Raw genomic sequence first — 18,125 nt, 5'->3', positions numbered from 1 at the left:
ATGACAATAGCCTGCTGAGCATCAGTATCTGGAAGCAATAACGGGAGGTAGGAAACACGCTGTATATGACTAAAAATTCATCCAGAAACGTTGCTGGTAATTCAAATTCGATGCTTTATCTGCAAATTGCCATGCTGTCCTGTTGCACCTTCAACTTTGACATACTCTGGAACCTGAAAGAGTCGCTGCTCATTACCCGGCTTGGTGCGGAAGCCATTCCCTTCATCAAGTTGATGGTTGTCATGCCTGTCGCTTTTATCTTTTTAATCACCTACAGCTTTCTGGCTAACCGACTCAGTAAACGTACCCTGTTTGTCGTTGCATTAATCCCTTTTCTGATCTGGATGCCGTTGTTTTCCATGGTTATTTATCCAAACCTGGAGTCTTTCGCCCCCACCGCAGCGCTTGCTCTGCTGTCCCCATTCATCCATGAAAACCTGCAATTTATTGTCGGCATGGTCTATTACTGGCCCCTGACGCTGTTCTTTGCCGTGGCAGAACTCTGGGGATCGGCGGTGATCTGCACCCTCTTCTGGACAGCCGTCAATGATTTCCACAATGCCCAGAGTGCCACCCGGCAATATCCCCTGATCACCATGATCGGCAGCAGCGCATCCATTATTTCCGGCCCTATGCTTTACTACTGCGTTTCCAGGGGAGTTATGGCCCCGGATTCAGGCTGGCAGGAGAGCCTGGAGATCTTATCACTTCTGTTCGTGCTTTTCGGGCTGTTGATTCTGCTGCTCAATGAATACTGCTGCCACTTAACTTCGAAAAACCTCACAGATCCCACCCGCCAGAAGACACACACCCCAACCAACCTGCCGTTGCTGGCCAGCGCACGATACCTGTTGCGCTGCCCGTACCTGGCCAGCATTGCGCTGGTTATGCTGGCTTATTGCATCGCCATTAACATGGTTGAGCTGGCCTGGAAAAGCCAGCTGGTGCAGCTGTATCCCTGTGAGGCAGACTACTCGATGTTTATGGGCAAGGTGGCCATGATCAGCGGCATAGGCAGTCTGATCTGTGGTCTGCTAACGCCAGCCCTGCTGAAGATCAGCTGGTGGGCAGCAGCTTTTGCAACCCCTATCATTCTGACAGCCACGGCCCTGCCTTTTTTTCTCCTGGCCATGTATCAGAAATCACAGGTCAGCTTTTTCGGTATTTGTTATATGGATCTGACCATGATCGGCTTGCAGATCGGCATGTACTGCCATGCCCTCGGCAAATCGGCAAAATATACGCTGTTTGATGCCACCAAAGAGATCACTTTCATACCTCTTGATGCTGAGCGAAAGTACAAGGGAAAAGCAGCTATTGAGTTAGTGGTGAGTCGGGTTGGCAAGTCAGGCAGCTCTTTTTTTCAACAGATTTTGATTACCCTTTTTGGCTCCCTCAGCCTTGCCATGTCCTGGCTGGCAGGGGCTTTTATACTGGCCATTGCCCTATGGCTGATCGCCATCAAGCATTTGGGCAGACATTACCATGAGCGAACAGAACCCTGGGAGGCTGACCGAGAATAGACTGACCAACTTATGCCTGGATTGTGAAGCCCGTCTTTATTTCCAGTGCTTACCGATCAGCATTGCTCCTTCCGGAATATGGCCTGCACAACCAGGCACAGGACACTGAGGATAACCGGCAATGTTCACGCCATTCAGACCCCAGGACCAGATGCCATCCTGACGGTAGTCATGCAGCACTTCCTGTTTACTGACATAGGTATTGGAGTTATTCTGCTGGTCAGCAGCCATCAGGCATTTTGTACAGTATTCGTCATGCATTTTTCCTTCTTCACCAGCAGTTTTGGCATGTTTTTTACCGTCAACCTTGATATTGTAATCTGACAGTGCTCTCTGGTTACTCTGTGGCAAAGATTGCTTTGACTCTATCGACATGGCTCTCTTATCGACAGCTTTCTCCTTCTTTGATTCTGGCGTGGTAAAACTATCCTTGGGGAGCGGTTGGGTACCAGTTAAGGGGCTCATAAAGCCTCCGGAATTTAACGTACAAAAAACGTGCAGATGTGACACCACGCAACGGTGATAGTTCAGCGTTTCAATCACTTCAATAATAGGCCTGCCTTGTTTTCCATCTCGCCTGTTGTTTTCAATCTCACAGAAAGCAATAGCAGATTATTTCTCTGCATCTAGTCAGTAAACCAATATGGATGAAGAATGCTGTCGGTTTCGCTAAACTAGCGCGCGAATTTAACCAGACTGGATTCCCAGGAGCAAAGATTCCCATGTCCTCACGTCGTGAGCTTGCCAATGCCATTCGTGCCCTCAGCATGGACGCCGTACAAAAAGCCAAATCCGGTCATCCCGGTGCCCCCATGGGGATGGCTGATATTGCTGAAGTGCTGTGGCGCGACTATTTGAATCACAACCCCGCCAATCCAGAGTGGTTGGATCGTGACCGCTTTGTGTTGTCCAATGGCCATGGTTCCATGCTGATCTATTCCCTGCTGCACCTGACCGGGTACGATCTGGGTATTGATGACCTGAAAAACTTCCGTCAGCTGCACTCCAAAACGGCAGGCCATCCCGAGTATGGTTATGCACCGGGCATTGAAACCACCACCGGTCCCCTGGGCCAGGGCATCGCCAATGCCGTTGGCATGGCCGCCGCCGAGAAGGCACTGGCCGCTCAGTTCAACAAGCCTGGCCACGATATTGTTGACCATCATACCTACGTCTTTATGGGTGATGGCTGCATGATGGAGGGTATCTCCCATGAAGTGTGCTCCCTGGCGGGCACCCTGGGCCTGGGCAAACTGGTGGCATTTTACGATGACAACGGCATCTCCATTGATGGTGAAGTGGCAGGCTGGTTCACCGACGACACCGTCAAGCGCTTTGAAGCTTACCACTGGCATGTCATTCCGGCGGTTGACGGTCACGACCCTGAAGCGATCAAAGCCGCCATCGAAGCCGCCCGCGCCGAACAGGACAAACCCACGCTGATCTGCTGTAAAACCATTATCGGCTTTGGTTCACCCAACAAAGCCGGTAAAGAGGAGTGCCACGGCGCTCCGTTAGGCGATGACGAGATCAAGCTGACCCGCGAGCGTCTCGGCTGGCAACACGCACCGTTTGCAGTGCCTGCTGACATTTACAACCAGTGGAATGCCACAGCAGCCGGTGCCGCCAAAGAAAACGCCTGGAATGAAAAGTTCGCAGCCTATCAGGCCCAATACCCGGAGCTTGCGGCAGAATTTACCCGTCGCCAGAAAGGTGACCTGCCCGCTGACTTTGCCGAAAAGGCATCGGCTTATATCAAGTCCTGCCAACAGGAAGGTGAGAAGATCGCCAGTCGTAAGGCCTCCCAGAACACCCTGAACGCTTATGGCCCGATCCTCCCGGAACTGCTTGGTGGTTCGGCAGACCTGGCGGGCTCCAACCTGACCCTGTGGAGCGGCTCCAAAGGCATCAAGCGTGACGATGCTGATGGCAACTACCTGTTTTACGGCGTCCGTGAATTCGGCATGACCGCCATGATGAGCGGTATTGCCCTGCACGGTGGTTTCATTCCTTACGGCGCAACCTTCCTGGTCTTTATGGAATACGCCTGCAACGCTGTCCGTATGGCCGCGCTGATGAAACAGCGCTCAATCCTGGTCTACACCCACGACTCCATCGGCCTGGGTGAAGATGGTCCAACCCACCAGCCTATTGAGCAAATCGCCAGCCTGCGCATGACACCGAACATGAATGCATGGCGTCCATGTGACACAGTAGAATCTGCCGTCGCCTGGAAACATGCCATCGAACGTGTTGATGGACCCAGTGCCCTGATCTTCTCCCGTCAGGGGCTGCCATGCATGGCCAGAACCGATGAACAGATTGCCCTGGTTGAACGGGGTGGTTACATCCTGAAAGAGTGTGAAGGTACGCCTGAGCTGATTCTGATGGCTACCGGCTCAGAAGTAGAGCTGGCTATGAACGCCGAGGCTGCTCTCTCTGCCCAGGGACATAAAGTACGTGTGGTCTCCATGCCATCCACGGATGTGTTTGATGCCCAGGATGCTGAATACAAACAGTCCGTTCTGCCCCTGGAAGTGCCTGCCCGTATTGCGATTGAAGCCGCTGCTGCTGACTTCTGGTACAAGTACGTTGGCCTGGATGGGCGCATTATTGGCATGACCACCTACGGTGAGTCCGCTCCGGCAGAAGACCTGTTCCCATACTTTGGCTTTACTGTTGACAATATCGTGGCAATCGCTGAAGAGCTGCTCGGTTAAATCCATTCAGCCATCCTGGTAAAGGGATGGCTGTCCTCTCATCGTTGAAAACGACCATCTGCGCTATTGGCCGTTTTTTCCTCACTATCCCAACTTGCCATCCGATATCCATGCAGGTTTAATTCAGCACTTTTAAAATAAAACATTTCAATCTGACAATGTCGTCTTATTTCCCCTGGGTGGGCCTTGCGGCAACACGGAATAACCAAAGTTCATACCCGTGAACAGCCGTTTCCCCATCAGGCCCGCTGCCAATCATTTGGCTAATGGTCCAATATTCAACAGATTCATCGGCATACAACGAGTATTTGCGGTTCTTTTTATTTATCTACAGGATTGGCAACAATGCACTGCGAAGATACCTATCAGGAAACACTGTATTCAGGCTATGGACAGAATTTTTCGATTGACCGGCTGCTGTTTGAAGATCACACCGAACACCAGCATCTGATCATCTTTGAGAACCGGTTCTTTGGCCGCATCATGGCCCTGGACGGCGTGATTCAAACCACCGAAAAAGACGAGTTTATCTACCATGAAATGCTGACCCATGTGCCCATCCTGGCCCATGGCAAGGTAAAGCGCGTACTGATTATTGGCGGTGGTGATGGCGGTATGCTCAGGGAAGTACTCCGGCATCAATCCGTTGAACAGGTCACCATGGTGGAAATTGACCGGGCTGTGGTTGATCTCTGCCGCCAGTGGCTGCCGAACCATTGTGCCGGGGCCTATGATGACCCGAGAGTTAACCTGGTGATTGAGGATGGCGTTCGGTTCGTCAACAATCACGGGATCGCTGACCATAGCTTTGATGTGATTATCTCTGACTGCACCGACCCTATCGGTCCGGGGGAAGTCTTGTTCTCCTCTGAATTTTACCGGGGATGCAAACGACTGCTGACTGATAAAGGCATTTTCGTTGCCCAAAACGGGGTACCGTTTATGCAGTTGCATGAGGTAACAACCACCGCCCATCGTCTGGCCAGCTATGTATCGGACCTGCATTTTTACAGCGCCGCCGTTCCCACCTACGCCTGTGGCATCATGACCTTTGCCTGGGGCACCGATGACCTTAAAGCCCGCCATATCCCCCTGGTCGAACTTGAAGCACGCTTTGCCCACAGTAACATTACCACTCGCTACTACACACCAGAGGTTCATCTGGCTGCTTTCGCCCTGCCACGCTACATTGAGACAGCCATCGCAGAGGCAGTGGCGGAAAAACAGCAAAGCGGCAACGCTTCCCCTGCCAGGGGCTGATGAATTACAGGTAACTGTTGGTGAGTCAATCCGTTACGCCGATAATAAAAAATCCCGTAAACTTGGCTCCAAAAACAACGGCTTTATTTCTACCAGAGAACTCCGATTAAACCCGGCTCAGGAAGCTTTCGATACGATCCTTGTGGTAGGCCAGCGTCTCTTCAGTGGGTTTTTTAATTGATTTGTGCGTCAGATAAACCAGCAATGCCATTTGCGCAGTCAGTCGGTTTTCTGCTTCATCAAAAATCACAGAGTGCGGACCTTCCATCACTTCACGGGTACATTCCCTCTGGTCATTAGCAGGTAGGCAGTGCATAAAGATGCTGTTTTCTCCTGCTTTGGCCATCATTTCCTCGGTGACGACATAAGTTGGCATAAACGTACTCAGACGCTCTTCTTTTTCAGCTTCCTGGCCAAACCAGTAGAAACTGTCGGCAATAATAATGTCACAGCCTTCCACTTCTTCGATATTATCGGTCACGGTCAGTTTGCCATTGGAAAGCTTGATGTTTTCTCTGGCGATCTCTTGCCACATTTCAGGAGCCTGATATTTACTGGGACCGATATGTTTGTAGTGCATACCAAACTTGGTACAGGCAAACATCAGGGAAGAACATACGTTGGTGGCATCGCCGACAAAGGCAACGGTCAGGTCTTCCAGTTTTTTTCCTGCTGGCAGGTGTTCCTGCATGGTGAACAGGTCAGCCATGATCTGGGTTGGGTGCAGCCAGTCGCACAGGCCATTGATTACCGGCACGGTGGAGTACTCAGCCAGGCCTGCGACGGTTTTGTGATCATCGACCCGGGCCATGATGACATCACACATACGGGAAAGTACACGCCCGGTATCTGACAAGCTTTCTTTAGCGCCCAGGTGTATATCTTTTGGAGAAAGGAATAAGGCACCACCACCCAGAATAGTGGCGGCTGTTTCAAAAGAGACCCGGGTACGGGTGGAAGGCTGTTCAAAAATCATGGCAACCGACTTGCCGGCAAACAGCTGTGGTACCGCATTTGCCTTACGGGCTTCCTTAAACATGCTCATCAGCTCAAGGATATCGGTCAGTTCCTGTCGTGTATAGTCCTGTGTTGTCAGGAAGTGCTTGAGTTCTGGCTTGGTCAGTTCAGTGGCACTGGATGATGGCATTTTCATAACAGGATACTCCTGATTATTCACCGGGGTTGTTCTGCTCGGGTATGCAAGGGGGGAAATAAATGATCGTTTTCCAAGAGTGCTTTTTACTACTCCAAACGGCACATTTCTTTCAGCAGGCTGTCTCGGGCAATCAGCTGGTTTCAGGCCCGGAACATCTTATGTGTTGTGTGAACATGTGTTTTAGCTCTGTTGCGATTTTAGTCTATAAATTTATTGTCGTGTAATTTTTCTAGTCTATATTAGAAAATGAATGTCGTGTAAATCAGGATTTTCAAAACATTCTGTATCAACCGTTTGAAAGCATCTTTATACCAGTTCCATTGATGGCAGCAGATGAGCGTATGGCAAAAACGCTCCTTATTGCTTCCAGCCGCCCAGGGTGCCACGTCTCGTCTTCCGGAGTTCATCAGATTTTACTTTGACCATTGAGTTTTCGGCTATATGGCTTTCAGGTTCATTAGATTCCTGAAATCGAACATCGTCGTCTTTTCTGTTTCTTCAAGGCCTGCGGAGAGAGCAATAATGACCAGTGAAACAACAGGAAAAATGGGATTACCCAGCCTGACCCTGTTTAGCGTTTGTGCAGTACTGGTGGTCGATGGTTTGACGGCCAGTGCATCCATAGGACCTTCTTCCATTACCTGGTGGATGATCACCATGGTGCTTTTTGTCATTCCTTACGGCCTGATCTCGTCTGAACTGGGTACCACATATCCTGGTGAGGGCGGCATCTACGACTGGGTAAAAAAAGCTTTTGGTTTTAAGTGGGCTGTCCGCACTACCTGGTTTTACTGGATCAATGTGGGACTCTGGATGCCGGCAGTGTACATCATGTTTGCGGGCATGTTTGCCGAAATGTTCTTTCCGGACATGCATCTTTGGTGGCAAATTGCCATCTGTATTGGTTTAACCTGGCTGACCATCTGGATTTGTAATATTTCCGTGGATGCCGGTGTCTGGGTAACCAACCTGGGGGCCCTTTTCAAGGTAACCGTGATCCTGGTCCTGGGTGTGGGAGGGTACTGGTACTCAAGCCAGCATGGTGTTGCCAATGAGTTTACCTTGAACTCCATGATGCCATCGCTGGATTCCGGTCTCGGCTTCCTGCCGGTCATTATCTTTAATCTGATGGGTTTTGAGCTTATTGCCTGTATGGGCAGTGAAATAAAAGATCCACGTCAAGACATTCCCAAGTCTATCCTGATCTCGGCAGCGATAGTGACAGGGCTGTATATCTCTGGAACCCTCGGCATCCTGCTGGCATTGCCGGTTGAAGAGATTGGTCTGGTTGCCGGTATTGTCTCTACCCTGAAAACTCTGTTTGGTGACAGCGAGTTTGGTCATTTTATGGTATACGGCGTTGGTTCTCTGGCTCTGCTGACTTTTATTGCCAATATGACCACCTGGACCATGGGGGCCAGCCGTGCAGCGATGGAAGCCGCACAGGCGGGAGAGCTTCCCGGATTTGTTGCCAGGGAGCATCCGGTCTATAAAACTCCCATTGGGGCCAATACGATTACCGGTACCGTGTCGACTGTCGTGATCCTGCTTTATGGCCTGACCACCGGTGAAAGTGATGAACTGTTCTGGTCTATTTTTGCTTTTTCTTCCTGCATCTTCCTGCTGCCTTACCTGTTTATGTTTCCGGCCTACTTCAAGCTGCGTGTCAGCGATCCGGATCGTGAACGTCCTTATAAGGTACCCGGCAGCACCAGGATCCAGGCATTTCTGAGTGTACTGTGTTTTCTCTTTATTGCTCAGGCGGTGTTGCTGTTCATTTTTCCGGATATTGGCCATGGCACTGTCGACTGGGGTTACTCCATTCCGGTTGCCCTCGGCATCACCATCACGGTAGGGATTGGCGAATGGGTTCTCAGTACTGCAACCAAACGAATGCATTCCGCTTCTGTATAACCACGGCAGCAACATTAATCAGTAAGAGTATGTACAGCGATGAGTATTACCTGTCAAACCACACCCAAAAAAGACAAGTTCCGGATGCCTGGCGAGCACGAGGCGCACGCAGAAATGTGGATGGCATGGCCAGAGCGTACCGATAACTGGCGCTATGGTGGGAAACCTGCACAACAGGTGTTTGTTAACGTTGCCAAAGCCATTGTTGAAGTGACTCCGGTAACCATGGCGGTATCTGCAGCGCAGTATGACAATGCACGACGGATGCTACCGGAAAATATCCGCGTGGTGGAAATGACCACCAACGACTCCTGGATGCGTGATATCGGTCCCAGTTATGTGGTCAATGACCAGGGGGAGCGCCGTGGTGTTGACTGGGAATTTAATGCCTGGGGCGGCCTGGTGGATGGCCTTTACTTCCCCTGGGACCGTGATGATCAGGTGGCTCAGAAAATCTGCGAAATCAACCGCGATGATCGCTATCGGGCTCCGATTATTCTGGAAGGTGGTTCCATTCATGTGGATGGTGAGGGTACTTTGTATACCACGGAAGAGTGTCTCCTCCATGAAAGCCGCAATCCTGACCTGGGCAAATCAGACATTGAACAGGTTTTGGCAGATTATCTGAATATCGAAAAAGTTATCTGGATTCCAAGAGGCTTGTATAACGACGAAACCAATGGACATGTTGACAACCTGATTCATATAGTTCGCCCCGGCGAGGTGATTCTCTCCTGGTGTGATGATGAAAATGATCCCCAGTATGAGATTTCCCAGGAAGCCTGGCGGGTGTTGTCTGAAACAACAGACGCTCATGGTCGTCAGTTGAAAATTCATAAAATGCACATCCCGGGGCCCCTTTATATACAGGATGATGAAGCAGGTGGCATTGATATCTGTGAAGGTATGGAACGAAGTGCCGGAGAACGTCTGGCCGGTTCTTACGCCAATTTCCTGATTACCAATCAACGGATTATCCTGCCACTGCTGGATCCGGCATACGATGAGAAGGCAAAGGCTCTGTTGCAGGATCTCTATCCCGGCTATGAGGTCGTGGGAGTTGATGCCAGGGAGATTCTGCTCGGTGGCGGGAATATTCACTGCATTACCCAGCAGGTTCCGGCGGTGTAAATCAAAGGCCGGGCAGATCACTCAGGCCTTTCTTCGAATCATCTGGCACGGCACCTTCCATGAGTAACACCCGACGCCTGACCCGCCCAAGACAATACCCTGTTTACCCCCGGTGCCTTCTTAACCGGCAGTCCTGTGCCTCCTTTTTCATTAACCAGTAAATCCTGACAGAGGTTTAACCATGCTTGTTGTTATAGCCCTTGGTGGCAATGCTATTTTGCAGAGAAACCAACCTTTGGAAGCCCATCTGCAAAGAGAGAACATCCGAATGGCTGCAGAATCTATTGCTAACGTTGCCAAGAACCACCAGGTTGTCCTGACCCATGGCAATGGCCCACAGGTTGGGTTGCTGGCGTTAATGAACCAGGCCTACAAAGAGGTAAACCCATATCCACTTGATGCACTGGGAGCACAAACCCAGGGCATGATCGGCTTTATGTTTGAGCAGGAACTCAGGAATTTTATGCCCGGTCGCAAAGTCTGTACTGTATCCACTCAAACTATTGTCAGTGCTGATGATCCTGCCTTTGAGCATCCCGACAAATTTGTTGGCCCTGTCTATACCCGTGAAGAGGCAGAAGTGATCAGTAATGCCAACCCCGAATGGACCATTAAGGCCGACGGTCATTATTACCGGCGCGTCGTTCCTTCCCCACAACCAAAAGAGATTCTTGAAATGCCCTGCCTGAAACATATCGTTTCTTCTGGGGAGATTACCGTTATCTGTGGTGGCGGTGGAGGAATACCCGTAACCCGTGGTGCTGATAACAAATTACTGGGTGTCGAAGCGGTGGTTGATAAAGACAGGGCCTCTGCTGTTTTAGCAGAAGGGCTGGGAGCAGATGGGCTGATTCTCCTTACTGACGTACCTGCCGTAGAAACAGATTATGGCCAACCTGGCTCAAGGAAAATACGCAGCGCCACACCGGATGCATTTGAAAAATTTCCTTTTGCCGCTGGTAGCATGGGTCCTAAAGTAGAGTCCGTTTGTCGCTTTGTTAGGGCAGGAGGCGCATTTGGTGCAATTGGTGCATTGGATCAGGCATCTGAAATAATGACCAGAGACTCAGGGACTTTTGTAGAAATAAACGACGCTGAAATCAGCTACTACTGATAAAAGGTTTTCACCTTTAAACCCTATCTTTGATTCCACAAAGCTTCCCCTGAACATTTGGTTCCCGGGGATCCATACCTCATTACCCAAAACAGACGACAGATAGTCGTAACTACCTGTCCAAATACGTTTTTAACAGTGCCTCACGCAGAACGGATTCTGTTGACAACCCACCCTGCCAGTGCTCTTTTTGTCACCTGAACTCAGATATTCATAAGACCAAGCATTGAACTGAGGATGAGCATCAAGCCATTGCGATATGCCAGAAATCTGAGTGCAGATTTCATGAGGTACGTAATGGAGTTCCATACTACACTTTGTTCTTTTACGCATTCGGGCCCTCCCTGTATAGCTCTTACTGATGTTTATTGGCCCTGGGAGGTTTATCCACCAGATGGCAGTATGGCCCCACTTATTTTTAAGTCAAAAATACTTGATCCTTCAATCAGTTGTGTTTTTGGACGAAAACTGGCTATGAGCCCGAGGAGCTAACCGCTGGCGACCTTCATTATTTCCACAGTACAACAGGTAGCAACAGAATGGACGTTGATGGAGCACGCTCTACTTATAACATCCGTTTCTGGAGCCAGAATCATTTTGATTTGAACGATCAGGGTCATGTCACGGTCAATATCAAGGGCACGCCACCGGTTGAACTGAGTACCATTGCCAGTCAGCTGAACCGTCAGGGCGTTTCCTTGCCGGTGCTGGTGCGTTTTCCGCAGATTATCCATCAGCGTCTGGATAATCTGTGCCACGCCTTTAACCGGGCCATCCGTGATTACGGTTACAACCATCGATACCTGGCCGTTTACCCGGTCAAGGTCAACCAGCAGCGGACGGTGGTAGAAGATATTTTGAACAGTCAGTCCTCCAGCAAACAGCCACAGCTGGGCCTGGAATCGGGTAGCAAACCGGAACTGCTGGCGGTTCTGGCCCTGGCCAAACGGGCCAGCTCAGTGATTATCTGTAACGGCTACAAAGACCGGGAGTATATTCGCCTGGCCCTGATCGGGGAAAAGCTGGGTCATCAGGTTTTTATTGTTCTGGAAAAGCTCACCGAACTGGACATGGTGCTCAGTGAGGCGGCCAGCCTGGGTGTTCAACCCCGTCTGGGCCTTCGGGTACGTCTGGCTTTTCAGGGCAAAGGCAAGTGGCAGGCCAGTGGTGGGGAAAAATCCAAGTTTGGTCTTTGCGCCAGCCAGGTACTCCATGCAGTAGAACGGTTAAAGCAGGCCCGGCAACAGGAGTCTTTGCAGCTCCTGCACTTCCACCTGGGCTCCCAGATCGCCAATATCGAGGATGTGCGCAAGGGCGTCAGTGAATGTGGCCGCCTTTATGCCCAGTTGCACCGTATGGGCTTGCCGATCCGGTTTGTTGATGTGGGCGGTGGCCTGGCGGTGGACTACGAAGGTACTCGCAGTCAGAGTTCCTGCTCCATGAACTACAGCCTGCAGGAGTACGCCAACAACATCGTCTTCACCCTGGGCGATATCTGCCAGCAGTACGGCCTGCCGGTTCCGGGTATTATTTCCGAGTCGGGCCGACACCTGGTGGCACACCACGCAGTGCTGATCACCGATATCCTGGGGGTGGAAAGCTATGAACCGGAAGTACTGACGCCCCCCAGCGCAGATGCCCCCCTTCTGCTGCATAATATGTGGAGTTCCTGGCAAGACCTGAGTCATAGCCGGGGTGAACGCGCCCTGACCGAGATTTATCACAACAGCCAGGCTGACCTGGCAGAAGTCCATACCCAGTTTGCCATGGGACTGTTGGGGCTTGAGCACCGGGCCTGGGCAGAAAACACCAGCCTGCGTCTCTGCCACGAACTGAAGACCCGGCTCTCCCCCCACATCCGGGCCCATCGCCCGCTGATTGATGAACTCAGTGACAAACTGGCGGACAAGTTCTATGTGAACTTCTCCCTGTTTCAATCCCTGCCCGATGCCTGGGGTATTGATCAGATCTTTCCGGTCATGCCCCTGTCCGGTCTGGATCGCCCGCCAAGCCGCCGGGCGGTAATGCAGGATATCACCTGTGACTCCGACGGCGTCATTAATCAGTACGTAGACGGCCAGGGCATAGAAACCACCCTGCCCGTGCCTCAATGGCAGCCGGAAAACCCGTTCCTGATCGGTATCTTCATGGTGGGTGCCTACCAGGAAATTCTGGGGAATATGCATAACCTGTTCGGGGATACCGATGTGGCCTCGGTCCACATCAATGGGCAGGGAGAAGTGGAAGTCACCGGGTACCAGGCGGGTGATACCGTGGAAAAGGTGATGCGTTATGTCAACCTGCAGCCGGAAAGCTTTCTTCGCACCTACCGGCAGCTGGTCAGGGAAAACCTGCCACCAGGGCAACAGCGGGCCATACTGGCGGAACTGGAATCAGGGCTCCGGGGCTACACCTACCTGGAGTTTATCGGAGGGAGCCTGCCGTGATGTTTTTTGAAGGCTCGGAAAAGAAAATAGAGATCGTCACCAGCCCGGAATGGGTTTCCCTGAGGGCCCTGGGCAGAAGCTTCTGGGCACAGATGGTGGCCAGAGCCCGGGCAGACATCCTGGCCATTCTCAGCAACGAACACTGTGACGCTTATCTATTGTCGGAGTCCAGCCTGTTTGTCTGGCATGACCGGTTTCTGATGCTTACCTGTGGCACCACTACTTTGGTGGATGCTGCCCTCTACTTCTTTGAACAAACCCCTCTGGAGCATATCCGCTGCGCCCGATTCCAGCGCAAAAATGAGTACCAGCCCCATCTTCAGAACACTTCTTTTATGGACGACGTTGACCGACTGAGCCAGCGTGTGCCCGGCTGTGCCTTTCGTCTGGGGTATCCGGATGGCCATCATAACTATGTATTCCATCTGGACAAGCCCTATGGACCAGCGCTTGATGACACCACCAGCGAACTGCTGATGTACCATATCCGGGGGGAAAATGCTGACAGCCTGCGCTGTGAGCGCCAGACGATTAAAGACATCCGTCGCTTGCTTAAACTGAACCGCCTGTTTCCGGACTTTGCCCTGAGCGACTGGCTGTTTACCCCCTGTGGTTACTCCCTGAATGCGATTCGGGGCAACCGCTATGCCACCATCCATATCACACCGCATAAAAACAGCTCATACGTCAGTTTTGCCACCAACCTTGATCTGGCCAACTCACCGATTGTCGCCATACTGCTGAAACAGCTGAATCCTGGCTGCTGGGATCTGATCGGTTTTAATGCCCGGCGGCCAGAAGAGGTGCTGGCGGAAAATACGCCATACCAATGTCTTGCAACCGGTGAAATTCAATTAAGCTGTGGCTATCGTATGAGCTTCAATCACTTTCAGCACCCGGATCACAGAAAAGTAGCGGCAGAAAAATTATCACCAGAGAAGCGACCGGCAGTAAATGCATGGTAAGTACTATTTGTACAAGTGTACTTTTCTATTTATCGCTTAATGCTTTTATGAAAGAATTATTTATAGCCGTATAAACTATAAATTGATGCCGTTACCTGTCCGTTACCAACCATTGCTTTAGCGGACAAGACGTTCCCTCATAAACAATAAACCAGTGTCGTGCATTTCTCAAAGTACTACAGCGGTTCGGCTGTTAAGTCAGACAATTTTTATATAAATGCAGCCACCGCCATTTCGGGACAAAAACCTCTTGAAACCCAAACTCCCGGCTGCCCGAAAATATGAGCCTGAAAAATGACAACGTCAACTCATCTGGTAACAACAGAGAACCGGGGCGAGCGCTTATTCCTGATTCTGACCCTGGGGGCGCTAACAGCACTTGGGCCGTTGGCCATTGACCTCTACCTGCCCGCCATGCCCACCATCGCAAAAAGCATGGGGGAGCCATTAAGCCGGATACAGTACACACTGAGTGCCTATACCATTGGCTTTGCCATAAGCCAGCTGGTTTGTGGCCCGTTATCGGACCGGTTCGGCCGGAAAACGGTCATGTTCCCGGGCATCATCTTCTACATCCTGACCAATATTCTGGCCGCCCTGTGTACCAGTGCCACCCAGCTGATTATTGTCCGGGTACTGCAGGCAATGGCCGGAGCGGCCATTATGGTGACGATTCCGGCCATGATCCGGGATCTGTTCCCCAGGGAACAGGTAGCCAAAGCACTGTCCTCCATTCTCATGGTCATGACCGTGGCACCACTGGCTGCGCCACTGCTGGGTGGGCAGATTCTCAAGTTCTTTGGCTGGCAGAGCCTGTTTATCTTTCTGGCGATAACCGCCTGCCTGTCATTAATTCTGGCCTTTTTCCGGGTTAAGGAGACTTTGCCAGATGAAGACCGGCTTATGGTGTCGCCATTACAGCTGGCACTGAATTACGCCAACATCCTGAAAAACCGGGAAGCCATTGGCTGTATTCTCTGCCATGCCTTCTTCTTTGGTGGCATGTTTGCGTTTATTTCCGGCTCTCCCTTCGTCTACATTGAGCTGTTTGGCATCCCCGCTGAACAGTATGGGCTGCTCTTTGCCATTAATATCCTGGCCATGGGGATCACCAATATGGTGAATATCCGCCTGGTTGCGCAGTTCAAACTGTTTACGATTCTGCGCTCAGGCAGCCTGATCGCAGCGGTCTCTGCACTTTTGCTCCTGCTTAACACGGTTACCGGCTTTGGCAGCCTGCCCGGACTGATGATCCCAATTGCCTGCTATATCGCCTGTATTGGCTTGACGGGTCCTAACTCCAACGCCCTGGCCCTGGCCCACTTCCCAAAATCGGCAGGAACAGCAAACGCCCTGGCAGGCGCACTGCGTTTTACCATGGGAGGGATTGCCTCTGCTTTGGTTGGTTACTTGCATAATGGAACAGCCATTCCCATGGCAGCGGTGATGGCTGGTTGCGGAATACTCTCTGTTGCTTCACTGTTGCTGGTAAAGAAAGAAGGAGAAAGGGAAGCACCTGTAACGGTAGGTTAAGGCTGACCGAGAATTGCCCCTGAACTTTATCTGGTTCAGGGACCCTGAAATAGCCCACTCACATTTACGGTGTGGTTTGTGCAAAAATATTTCTACATTTCTGGACAGCTTCCGCTGCGTCTGACATCCTGCGTTTCAGTTCTTCATCAGCCCGAATCAGTTCAGCAATGGCACTTTTGTCAATGCGGGATAACAGCGAATCAAAAGCATCCACATGCTCCGTCATTGTTGCTCTATCAATATCTGAAACCGGATCAGGTACGCGAAATGACCTGCCTGGTAGAACAAAGGATTTCAGGTTATCTTTAATGTTATTGAGATCCGCAATTAGTTTAAGAGTGTGATCCTGTTGCACCTTAGGCACTTCCTTCAGCTGTTTATACTCCCTTTCTAACAATGCAATCTTTTCAGATTTATCAATACGCTGGTGATCATTAATAATCAATTGGTCTACGCGTAAAAGTTGTGCCAATTCCAGAAAGAGCTTGTCATCAAATGGTTCTTTAGTTTTTAGAATATCCAATTGTTTCCAGGGATGAGTCAGATCGCGATGGTCTGTTAAGCAATTGAGAAATATGTGATTAAGAACTATACCAACTTCTCCTTGCCCGTGGTGCAATTCACTCTTACACGTCTCCAGATCAACTAAACCCGGTCTAACCGGTGTCGGCGCGCCCCTGTAAACCGGGCTTGTCGTATAATCGGCAGGAGTATAGGTCTTGTGGGTGGCCACCTGACTGACCGGTTCTGACTGATCAGTGCTACACAGTTCGACCGCGCCTGAATCATCAGGATCATCTGACGGTGACTGTGGGCTTGCCCCTGATGGTTCCACGTCATTATGACTTTTGCCAAACAGCAGGGATAACCCGGACACAGCGAAAATCGCCCCGCATACCGCAGCCACAACATAAAAACCAGTAGCCAGGGCAGCCACAGCGGCAACTCCCGAGACAAAACAAGTCACCCCTTTAAGTACCTTAATAGTGCGACCAAGCCAGTTGCCAAAACCTGTAGATGTCGGATCATCTTGAGCAGCTCCCAAGCTATTTTGGGGGGTTATCGGGGCTCCAGAGATCATAAATTATATTCCTTTATTGCCTTAGAATTCCTTTTTTTAGAGTATGCGCCTGTTAAAAAGTTTCATTTATGAAAAAAAAATAATCGTTACTGCAACAAGCCCCGGTTGGAGGAATGCCTAGCCCGGATATTTCAGGGTCCCGGAAATGGCCCACTTCAATAATATTTACGATCAGTCCCATTTAAAATATTTCGACATTTTTCAATCGCTGCATCCGCTTCTGACAACCGTTCCTGCAATGAGTCATCAGCGTCGATAAGGTCAGCAAGCGAGCGCTTTCTAATGTTGGCCAACACTGTATCCAGGGCATCCACATGACGCTTCATATGTGACACTTTACTTTCTGGTACCGGATCAGGTATTGAACTAATTTCGAGTAACGGAGAGTGGCGTTGCAGGTCTTCTTTAAGGTTTTCCAGATTGACCATTTGAGTTTTAACATGCTGCAGCTGCACTTGGGGCACATCCTTCTGCTGTTCAACCAGTTTCTCCAGCAAATCAATCTTGACAGCCTTATCCAGTTGCTGGTGACCATTAATAACCGTTTTATCTACCTTTAAACGTTTTGCCAGAAGCAGAAATAAATCTTCATCAAATGGTTCACTGCTTCTAAGAGTACCTATGTGCTTCCTGTAAAATGACGGGCTGTTGGCTGATAAGCTATACAGCCTCATGGCATCAAGAGCCACATGGACATTTCTGATCCCATCGTCCAGTACATTGTTACACCTCACCAGTTCAGCCTTGGGCAGGAGGCCCCTGCCATTATTGGTGCTGACATTAACCGTCGGCGGATTCATTGTCTTCACCGGTGTCGGCGCGCCCCTGTAGACCGAGCTTGTCGTATAATCGGAAGGAGTATGCGACTTGTGGGTGGCCAACTGGCTGACCGGTTCTGACTGGTCAGTGCTACACAGTTCGACTGCGCCTGTATCTTCAGGATCATCTGAAGGTGACTGTAGGCTTGCCCCTGATAGATCCACGTTATTGTGACTATTGCCAAACAGCAGGGATAATCCGGACACCGCGAAAATCGCGCCACATACCGCAGCCACAACATAGAAGCCAGTGGACAGGGCAGCCACAGCGGCTACTCCCGAGACAAAACAGGTCACCGCTTTAAGTACGTTAATAGCGCGACCAAGCCAGCTGCCAGAACCAGAAGATGCCGGATCATCTTGAGCAGTGCCCAAGCCATTTTGAACCGGTATTGGGTTACCGGAGATCATAAGATATATTCCTTAATTCTATTAATAATGCTCTTTTAGATTGAGTGAATGT

The 18,125-nt window shown here is 50.6% G+C and carries 13 protein-coding genes; 9 read left to right on the top strand and 4 right to left on the bottom strand.

What is annotated here, in order from left to right:
• Positions 1-65: 65 nt before the first annotated feature.
• On the top strand, positions 66-1,523 hold the full coding sequence (locus CX664_RS02770) for an Npt1/Npt2 family nucleotide transporter (RefSeq protein ID WP_101745253.1): 1,458 nt from the start codon (positions 66-68) through the stop codon (positions 1,521-1,523).
• 36 nt (positions 1,524-1,559) lie between these two features.
• Here the strand turns inward: CX664_RS02770 and CX664_RS02765 are convergent, their stop codons facing one another.
• Positions 1,560-1,988, bottom strand: coding sequence for a hypothetical protein (locus CX664_RS02765; protein ID WP_101745252.1), 429 nt, complete (start codon positions 1,986-1,988; stop codon positions 1,560-1,562).
• A 257-nt stretch (positions 1,989-2,245) separates the two neighbouring features.
• Between CX664_RS02765 and tkt the strand changes: the two genes are divergently transcribed.
• Positions 2,246-4,243, top strand: a complete 1,998-nt coding sequence (tkt, locus tag CX664_RS02760) for a transketolase (protein ID WP_101745251.1) — start codon at positions 2,246-2,248, stop codon at positions 4,241-4,243.
• A gap of 345 nt (positions 4,244-4,588) precedes the next feature.
• Positions 4,589-5,503, top strand: coding sequence for a polyamine aminopropyltransferase (speE, locus tag CX664_RS02755; RefSeq protein WP_101745250.1), 915 nt, complete (start codon positions 4,589-4,591; stop codon positions 5,501-5,503).
• A 106-nt stretch (positions 5,504-5,609) separates the two neighbouring features.
• On the opposite strand, the gene ptcA is transcribed toward speE, so the two are convergent.
• Positions 5,610-6,656 (bottom strand): putrescine carbamoyltransferase, encoded by a 1,047-nt coding sequence (gene ptcA / locus CX664_RS02750; RefSeq protein ID WP_101745249.1) that lies wholly within the window; start codon positions 6,654-6,656, stop codon positions 5,610-5,612.
• A 525-nt stretch (positions 6,657-7,181) separates the two neighbouring features.
• Between ptcA and CX664_RS02745 the strand changes: the two genes are divergently transcribed.
• The 6 genes from CX664_RS02745 to CX664_RS02720 all read left to right on the top strand — a co-directional run bounded on the left by CX664_RS02745 (position 7,182) and on the right by CX664_RS02720 (position 15,763).
• Complete coding sequence (locus CX664_RS02745; protein ID WP_101745248.1) at positions 7,182-8,573, top strand: APC family permease; 1,392 nt, start codon at positions 7,182-7,184, stop codon at positions 8,571-8,573.
• A gap of 39 nt (positions 8,574-8,612) precedes the next feature.
• On the top strand, positions 8,613-9,704 hold the full coding sequence (gene aguA, locus CX664_RS02740; protein ID WP_101745247.1) for an agmatine deiminase: 1,092 nt from the start codon (positions 8,613-8,615) through the stop codon (positions 9,702-9,704).
• Between the two features lie 181 nt (positions 9,705-9,885).
• Positions 9,886-10,818 (top strand): carbamate kinase, encoded by a 933-nt coding sequence (locus tag CX664_RS02735; RefSeq protein WP_101745246.1) that lies wholly within the window; start codon positions 9,886-9,888, stop codon positions 10,816-10,818.
• 539 nt (positions 10,819-11,357) lie between these two features.
• On the top strand, positions 11,358-13,265 hold the full coding sequence (speA, locus tag CX664_RS02730; RefSeq protein WP_101745245.1) for a biosynthetic arginine decarboxylase: 1,908 nt from the start codon (positions 11,358-11,360) through the stop codon (positions 13,263-13,265).
• Positions 13,265-14,230, top strand: coding sequence for an adenosylmethionine decarboxylase (locus CX664_RS02725; protein WP_101745244.1), 966 nt, complete (start codon positions 13,265-13,267; stop codon positions 14,228-14,230). The genes speA and CX664_RS02725 overlap by 1 nt, the downstream gene beginning before the upstream one ends.
• Positions 14,231-14,524: 294 nt before the next feature.
• On the top strand, positions 14,525-15,763 hold the full coding sequence (locus CX664_RS02720) for a Bcr/CflA family multidrug efflux MFS transporter (protein WP_101745243.1): 1,239 nt from the start codon (positions 14,525-14,527) through the stop codon (positions 15,761-15,763).
• Positions 15,764-15,827: 64 nt separating this feature from the next.
• On the opposite strand, the gene CX664_RS02715 is transcribed toward CX664_RS02720, so the two are convergent.
• A complete protein-coding gene (locus tag CX664_RS02715; protein WP_101745242.1) occupies positions 15,828-16,844 on the bottom strand; it encodes a hypothetical protein in 1,017 nt (338 codons plus the stop codon).
• Positions 16,845-16,999: 155 nt separating this feature from the next.
• Positions 17,000-18,073, bottom strand: a complete 1,074-nt coding sequence (locus CX664_RS02710) for a hypothetical protein (protein WP_101745241.1) — start codon at positions 18,071-18,073, stop codon at positions 17,000-17,002.
• Positions 18,074-18,125 lie beyond the last annotated feature (52 nt).

It is taken from the genome of Endozoicomonas acroporae (assembly GCF_002864045.1).
Classification (GTDB): Bacteria; Pseudomonadota; Gammaproteobacteria; order Pseudomonadales; family Endozoicomonadaceae; genus Endozoicomonas; species Endozoicomonas acroporae.
This window is presented reverse-complemented; position numbering and strand designations above follow the sequence as displayed.

What these genes read in the sequence shown, in the direction of transcription:
- CX664_RS02770 (WP_101745253.1), top strand. Translation starts at nt 66, where the DNA reads ATGACTAAAAATTCATCCAGAAACGTTGCTGGTAATTCAAATTCGATG.
- CX664_RS02765 (WP_101745252.1), bottom strand. Translation starts at nt 1,988, where the DNA reads ATGAGCCCCTTAACTGGTACCCAACCGCTCCCCAAGGATAGTTTTACC.
- tkt (WP_101745251.1), top strand. Translation starts at nt 2,246, where the DNA reads ATGTCCTCACGTCGTGAGCTTGCCAATGCCATTCGTGCCCTCAGCATG.
- speE (WP_101745250.1), top strand. Translation starts at nt 4,589, where the DNA reads ATGCACTGCGAAGATACCTATCAGGAAACACTGTATTCAGGCTATGGA.
- ptcA (WP_101745249.1), bottom strand. Translation starts at nt 6,656, where the DNA reads ATGAAAATGCCATCATCCAGTGCCACTGAACTGACCAAGCCAGAACTC.
- CX664_RS02745 (WP_101745248.1), top strand. Translation starts at nt 7,182, where the DNA reads ATGACCAGTGAAACAACAGGAAAAATGGGATTACCCAGCCTGACCCTG.
- aguA (WP_101745247.1), top strand. Translation starts at nt 8,613, where the DNA reads ATGAGTATTACCTGTCAAACCACACCCAAAAAAGACAAGTTCCGGATG.
- CX664_RS02735 (WP_101745246.1), top strand. Translation starts at nt 9,886, where the DNA reads ATGCTTGTTGTTATAGCCCTTGGTGGCAATGCTATTTTGCAGAGAAAC.
- speA (WP_101745245.1), top strand. Translation starts at nt 11,358, where the DNA reads ATGGACGTTGATGGAGCACGCTCTACTTATAACATCCGTTTCTGGAGC.
- CX664_RS02725 (WP_101745244.1), top strand. Translation starts at nt 13,265, where the DNA reads ATGTTTTTTGAAGGCTCGGAAAAGAAAATAGAGATCGTCACCAGCCCG.
- CX664_RS02720 (WP_101745243.1), top strand. Translation starts at nt 14,525, where the DNA reads ATGACAACGTCAACTCATCTGGTAACAACAGAGAACCGGGGCGAGCGC.
- CX664_RS02715 (WP_101745242.1), bottom strand. Translation starts at nt 16,844, where the DNA reads ATGATCTCTGGAGCCCCGATAACCCCCCAAAATAGCTTGGGAGCTGCT.
- CX664_RS02710 (WP_101745241.1), bottom strand. Translation starts at nt 18,073, where the DNA reads ATGATCTCCGGTAACCCAATACCGGTTCAAAATGGCTTGGGCACTGCT.